This window comes from Kineococcus glutinatus (assembly GCF_039542765.1).
GTDB lineage: Bacteria > Actinomycetota > Actinomycetes > Actinomycetales > Kineococcaceae > Kineococcus_A > Kineococcus_A glutinatus.
In genome coordinates this window covers 1-6,088 of sequence record NZ_BAABIL010000051.1, presented here as the reverse complement: position 1 = coordinate 6,088, position 6,088 = coordinate 1, and the positions used below count along the sequence as shown (strand labels likewise).

General features: G+C 71.7%; 8 protein-coding genes. 4 read left to right on the top strand and 4 right to left on the bottom strand.

Annotation, left to right across the window (positions count from 1 at the left end):
- The 3 genes from ABEB16_RS02485 to ABEB16_RS02475 all read right to left on the bottom strand — a co-directional run.
- The coding region (locus ABEB16_RS02485) for a site-specific integrase (RefSeq protein WP_345710693.1) at nt 1–1,315 on the bottom strand (1,315 nt) is incomplete at its 3' end.
- Nucleotides 1,312–1,521, bottom strand: coding sequence for a DNA-binding protein (locus tag ABEB16_RS02480; protein ID WP_345710692.1), 210 nt, complete (start codon nt 1,519–1,521; stop codon nt 1,312–1,314). The genes ABEB16_RS02480 and ABEB16_RS02485, both read right to left, overlap by 4 nt.
- 77 nt (nt 1,522–1,598) lie before the next feature.
- The gene (locus tag ABEB16_RS02475; protein WP_345710691.1) at nt 1,599–2,690 is read right to left on the bottom strand and encodes a VldE C-terminal domain-containing protein; all 1,092 of its coding nucleotides are present in this window, start codon (nt 2,688–2,690) and stop codon (nt 1,599–1,601) included.
- A 238-nt stretch (nt 2,691–2,928) separates the two neighbouring features.
- Here ABEB16_RS02475 and ABEB16_RS02470 point away from each other — a divergent pair, with 238 nt between their 5' ends.
- The 4 genes from ABEB16_RS02470 to ABEB16_RS02455 all read left to right on the top strand — a co-directional run bounded on the left by ABEB16_RS02470 (nt 2,929) and on the right by ABEB16_RS02455 (nt 5,718).
- A complete protein-coding gene (locus ABEB16_RS02470) occupies nt 2,929–3,414 on the top strand; it encodes a helix-turn-helix domain-containing protein (protein ID WP_345710690.1) in 486 nt (161 codons plus the stop codon).
- Between the two features lie 63 nt (nt 3,415–3,477).
- Nucleotides 3,478–3,933: an ImmA/IrrE family metallo-endopeptidase gene (locus ABEB16_RS02465; protein ID WP_345710689.1), complete on the top strand. Its 456-nt coding sequence runs from the start codon at nt 3,478–3,480 to the stop codon at nt 3,931–3,933.
- Nucleotides 3,926–5,104 carry an MAB_1171c family putative transporter gene (locus tag ABEB16_RS02460; RefSeq protein WP_345710688.1) on the top strand — a complete coding sequence of 393 codons (1,179 nt, stop codon included), beginning with the start codon at nt 3,926–3,928 and terminating at the stop codon, nt 5,102–5,104. Before ABEB16_RS02465 ends, ABEB16_RS02460 begins: the two co-directional genes overlap by 8 nt.
- Complete coding sequence (locus ABEB16_RS02455; protein ID WP_345710687.1) at nt 5,101–5,718, top strand: phosphoesterase PA-phosphatase; 618 nt, start codon at nt 5,101–5,103, stop codon at nt 5,716–5,718. The genes ABEB16_RS02460 and ABEB16_RS02455 overlap by 4 nt, the downstream gene beginning before the upstream one ends.
- A 34-nt stretch (nt 5,719–5,752) precedes the next feature.
- Here the strand turns inward: ABEB16_RS02455 and ABEB16_RS02450 are convergent.
- Nucleotides 5,753–6,088 (bottom strand): transposase family protein (locus tag ABEB16_RS02450; RefSeq protein WP_345710686.1); only part of this gene is annotated, 336 nt, incomplete at its 5' end.

The following is a 6,088-nucleotide window of genomic DNA, read 5'->3' as shown; positions in this document are numbered from 1 at the left end:
TTTTAATCCGCGGGTTGTGGGTTCGAGTCCCACGGGGCCTACCGCTCTGACCTGCGACTTCACCACCCGGAGGGGCCCGCTCACCGGCCAGGACGGTCTCTGCGGACCACATGCGGACCACATCGGTCGTCTCGGTGCGCCGGGTGTATGCCACGGCCGCGGCGATCGCGTCGGCCGCCGAACGCGCGACGGCCGGCACGACGTGGGTGTAGAGGTTCGCCGTGATGTGGGTGGTGGAGTGCCCCAGGCGGTCGCTGACGACCTTGATGTCCACCCCTGCGGCGAGGGCGAGGCTGGCGTGGGTGTGGCGCAGGTCGTGCAGCCGGATGCGCGGCACGCCGGCGGCTCGGACGAGCTTGCCGAAGGTGTGGGTCACCACGTCAGGGCGCAGCAGGGCGCCGTTCTCGCGGGTGAAGACCAGGCCGTGCTCCTGCCACGCCTCGCCCCACGCTGCGCGTTCGGCCTGCTGCGCGGCGCGGTGCTGGCGGAGGACGTCGACGGTCATCGGGTCGATGGGCACCACGCGGGCGCCGGCGGCCGTCTTCGGCGCCCCGAGCCGTGGGCCGTCGTTGGCCTCGGTGATCTGCCAGGCCACCACGACGTGGGCGCGTTCGAGGTCGACGTCGCGCCAGTGCAGCCCGATGGCCTCGCCGCGGCGCATGCCGGTGAAGGCGATGAGGTGGAACAGGGCGGAGAGGCGGTGCCCGTGGGCGGTGTCGAGGAACGCGGCGATGTGCTGCGGCTCCCACACCGAGCTGCGCGCCGGGCGGTGCTCGGGCAACTCCACCTGCACCGCGGGGTTCCACGCGATGAGGCGGCGCTTGACGGCGGTGTTGAGCGCCGAGCGCAGCGTGCGGTGCACGTGGTGGACGGTGGAAGCCGACGCCTTGGCGTACCGCCCCTCGAGCAGGTCGGAGTAGAGGGCGTCGATGTGGTCGGCGCGCAGGTCCTGCAGCCGGTAGTGCCCCAGCGCGGGTTCCAGGTAGAGCCGCACGTGCATCGTGTAGCTGCGTCGGGTCGTCTCCCGCAGGTTCCGCTTGCCGGCCAGCCACTGCTCGAAGAACCGCCCGACGGTGAGGGCCGGTTCGTGACTCACCCCCGCGAACTGCCGCTCGAGCTCCTCGTCGAGGGCTCGCTGGGCTTCGCGCTTGGTGGTGAACCCCGACCGCGTCACCTGCCGGCGGCCGCCGTCTGGCCGTCGCCCGAAGTCCACGGTGAACTTCCACGGCCCGCGGCATCGGTGCTCCAGCAGCGTGCCGGCGCTGTCGCGCGGACACGAGGGTCCGTGGCGCTGGGAGACGTGTCCCTTCTTCACCGCCGCACCCCGACGAGGTCCAGCAGCGGCGCGGTGGGCACGCGGATGAGCTTGCCGAGCCGGACGATCGGGGTGGGCCAGCTGTCGGTGCGGATGAGCTCGTAGGCGGCGGTGCGGCCGATGCCGAGGACGGCGGCGGCGGTCGGGACGTCCACGACGGGCGGGAGGGTGCGGATCTGCTCGAGGTCGAGCTGGAGGCGGCTCATCGGTCCTCTCCTGTCGTGGTGTCGTTCAGGATGGCGGGTGGGGGTGCGGTCGTCACGGCACGTTCGCGGCCGATCTGTCAGTCGGTGAAGGAGACGTGGACGTGGTCGTAGTGGCCGCCGGTCGGGTCGCTGGCGTCGTAGACCCCACCGCCGGTGTAGGTGCGCCAGCCCTCGTCGTCGCGGCCGGCGGACCAGATGCGGCCCTGCCAGATGACGTACTTCACGTGCAGCGCAGCGGCGTTGGTCTGCAGCCAGGTGGCTACCTGCCAGCCGGCGGTCACGTCTGTGGCGCCGGGGAACGCGCCGAGCGTGCCGAAGGTGATGTCGCAGCCCTTGCCGCGCGGGTGGTCCGATGTCGGGTTCCACGCGTGCGCGTCCCAGCAGGAGGTCGGCCGCTTGCCGAAGACGGCCCACACCTGGCGGATGCCCCAGTTCGTCGCGGCCGTGACGCAGCCGCCCGTGCCGGTCGGGTCAGGCACGACGCACCCGGCGGAGCTGCCGTTGAAGGCCACGGCGGTCCCGCTCGCGACGGCGACGGGTGCGGCGGTGTAGTCGTCGAGGTAGCGGTGGATCGCGGCGAGGTAGTCGCGGATCTGCGCGACGCATCCCGCGCCGCATCCCGCCTCCCCCGCCACCGGGATACCGCTGGCCGAGCCGGTCACCCGGGAGCAGCCGGCGATGTGGCAGACCGCCATGGCATCCAGCGGGCTGGTGGACTTGCCGGTCGCCCGCAGGTGGGGGGTCATCGCGCGGAGGTTGCCGCACATCCACGGCAGGACCACCTCGAGGTGCCGCTGCGGCTGCCAGACGTCGTGCTCGGCGGGCGGCCGCCCACCGGCGCTCCAGCCGGTACCGCCACCGGCGGCGACCCACGTCGCGGGCATCGCCTGCAGCAGGCCCGCGGCCCCGGCGGGCGAGGAGGCGTGCGGGTCCCAGCCGGACTCCGCCTGCACCTCCGCAGCCAGCCAGGTCAGCGGCAGCTCGGGGCAGCTGGCAGCGCGCACGGCCTCCGCGGTCTCGATCCACTGCCGTCCCGCCGGGGGCAGCGCCTCGACGTTGAGGGCCTGCCCCGGTGCGACGGCGGCGGCCGTCTCGGGTCCTGACATGGCGCCGCCGAGGAGCACCGTGCCGCAGACGAGAGCCAGCAGAGCGGTGATTGCGACCTTCACGACCTCCGCCCTCCCCTGCCGACTACGGTTGGTGACCTGACGCGCGTCCGCTGCCGCACGAGGCGGCGGACGTGCCGACACACGACGAACGGGAGGGCAGGCACGAGGAGCGGGCGCACGATCTGACACCGTGAACCCGCACCCGGGACCGTCCTTCACGTCAGTTAACGCGATGACTTGAAGGCTAATCCCTTGTGAATGGATGTCAAGGCGCGGCTGAGGAAGGAGCAGATGGCCCGTGGCGGACGCGCACCCCGAGGACGACGGCGTGGTCAGCGAGACGCAGACCGGTGACGCGCCGGCGCGCTCGCTCGCGGAGAAGGTCGACCTGCTCTTCCAGACGGTCCGGCCGGCCAAGGGCGAGTACTCCTACGAGCACGTGGCCTCGGCCATCAAGGCGGCCGGCGGTCCGACGATCTCAGCCGCCTACCTGTGGATGCTGCGCAACGGCAAGCGCGACAACCCCACGTTGCGCCACCTCGAAGCTCTGGCATCCTTCTTCGGCGTTCCACCGAGCTACTTCTTCGACGACGCCTTGGCCACCCAGGTCGAGGAGCAACTGCGCCTGGTTGCCACGTTGCGCGACGTTGGCGTACGAAGGGTCGCGCTGCGCGCCTCCGGGCTCAGCAGCGAGAGCCTGGCCACGATCGCGGAGATGATCGAGCGCGTGCGCAAACTCGAAGGGCTGCCCGACGAGCCCGAGGAGGGGCACGCCGCGGACTGAGAGGGAGGCGGAGAGCTGAGCCTGCGAACGCTGCGGCAGCAGTGCGCGGCACGACTGCGCACGTTGGACCTGCCCGACACCTTCAGCACCTCGGCTTTCGCGACGGCGGTCGCGTCCCTGCGGGGCCGGGCCGTCCACGTCCTGCCGCAGTACGCCAGCGACGGTCCGTGCGGCGTGTGGATCTCCACGACGACGGCCGACTATGTCTTCGTGGACGAGTCGACGGCCGGGGTGCACCGGCAACACATCCTCGCCCACGAGCTGGCGCACGTCGTCTTCGACCACGGCGGTCCGGGCGTGCTGGCCGATGACCTCATCACGCGCCTGCTGCCGGACCTCGACCGCTCGACGGTCGACCGCGTTCTGCAGCGCGGCTCGTACTCCACGCGGGAGGAGCAGGAGGCGGAGGTCTTCGCGTCCATGGTGCTGCAGCGCATGCCGTCCACCGACCCGCTGGTCGACGGTGCGCCGCGCGAGGTGCGGGCCCTGGCGCGCAGCTTCGGGGCCGCCCGTGGCTGAGCGCATCTCGAGCTTCGTGGCGCTCGCGCTCTGCCTGGCGGCGGTACCGAGGTTCCGTGACCTGCGCCGCAGCGCGGATGCCGGCCGCAGGGTCGTCGCGACGGCGGTCATCGCCCTCGCGGTGGCCGCCGTCGTCCTGACGTTCCCCGGCGAGCGGATCCTCTACGCCGCGACGCGCATCCCGCACATCGGCGACCTCGTGGGGCGCGCCGCGATGATGGTCGCCGCCCTGGCCACCCAGTGCATCTTCCTCCTCGCTGCTGCGCGAGCACGGCAGCGTCGAGCACAGCTGCGCCGCCGGGTTCTCGTACTGCTGGCCGCTCTCGCCGTCCTCGTGGCCGTGTTCTCCGCGGCGCCGGCGCAGGATCCAGCCGCGGACTACCTCCTCGCCTACGGCACCGAGCCGCTCGTGGGCGTGTTCATCACCACCTTCACCGCCTTCCTCGGCTGGAGCCTCGTCGACGTCCAGCTGGCGTGGTCGCGCCTGAAGCACCGCACCAGTGGGCCCCTGCACACCAGCCTGCGCACGTTCGCGCTCGGCGCCGCGTTCGGACTCGGATACGTCGCGCTCCGCCTCCTCGGGGAGGCCGCCCTCTTCACAGGTTGGGACACGGTGGTGGCCTTTACCCGCGTCGGCTGCCTCGCACTGGGATCGGTGGCGGCCCTGCTGGCCGTCGCCTCGGTGACCTGGCCGGCCATGCGGATGCGCATCCACCAGCTGCGCACCTGGGTGCGAGCGCGCCGGCAGCTGCAGCAACTGCTGCCGCTGTGGCGCGACCTGGCGGACGTCGCCCCGGAGGTGGCGTTGGAGCATCCCCGCTCTCCCATCCGCGAGGCGTTCGACGTCCTCGACGTGCGGTGGCGGCTCTACCGGCGGGTCATCGAGATCCACGACGCCCGTCTGGCGCTGCGCGCGCATGCTCTGCAGCTGGCGGACGCGGCAGCAACCCCGCACGCCGCGGAGGCCCAGCGGCTTGCCGCGGCCGTCACTGCCGCGCGAGCGGGGCACCACGACGGAGCGCCCACCGCGTCAGAGCACAGTCTCGGCGAGCGAGCGCCGGTGGCCGACGATATGGACCGGGAGGCGGAGCGCCTGGCGCAGGTGGCCCGCGAGTACGTCGCCCTGACGAGGACGCGGCATCGAGTGGTGTTGCAAGGGAGGCGGTCGTGAGCGGTCCAACGATGATCGGGCGAGAGACGGAGGCGTCCACCAGCCTCCGGGTGGCCCGGGTCCTCAGCGAGGTGCTCGCGCCGTGGATCTGCGCGGCCGTCATGCCGCCGGTCGTAGCTGCCATGACCACTACGCCGTGGTGGAAGGGGGCGCTGCACGGCCTGCTGGTCACCGCACTGGCGGCGGCAGTGCCCTACGCCGTCGTCGCCCGACAGGTGCGCACCGGCCGGCTCAGCGACCGTCACATCAGCCGCCGCGAGGACCGCCCTCGCCTGCTGGCGATGGCGGTCGGATGCGTGCTGGTGGCGCTGCTGGTGGTGCGCCTGCTGGGTGCGTCGACATCGATGCAGGTGTTCGTGCTGCTCATGCTCGCCAGCGTCGGCGTCGGGGCGGTGATCTCGCGGGTGTGGAAGGTGTCGATGCACGCGCTGGTGCTTGCAGCGTCGGTCACCGTGCTGGTCGGACTGCGCCCGGCGCTGGCGCCGCTGGCTGTCCTGGTGCCGCTCGTCGGCTGGGCCAGGTGGCGAGAGACCCACCACTCCCCTAGCCAAGTGGTGACCGGCGCAGCCTTGGGCCTAGCGCTCGCGGCTGGAGCGCTAGCTTTCACCCCTTAAAACGCCGTTGCATTAGTCGAGAATTGAGCCTTTCTCAGTAGCGGCCCTCCCAGGTGCTGAGCATCAGAGCGGTGGCGATGATCGCGGAGATGCGCCAGGGGCAGAGGGTGACACGAGCCAGGGCCCGCCAGCGGGTTTTGAGGTGGGCGATGCCATGCTCGACGAAGGCTCGCTCGGCGTTGACGTAGGTGTTCCAACCCCGAGTTGATGGATCGAGGACTTGCCCACCGCCGGGACGGCGGACGGGAACTCGGACACCGGCGCCAGCGCCGGTATAGCCCTTGTCGGCCAGCACGGGCAGACCCCGCACTGAGGTTTTCTCACCGGGTTGGTAACTGAAGGTGGGTGAGGACGAAGGCAACAGAGGCGA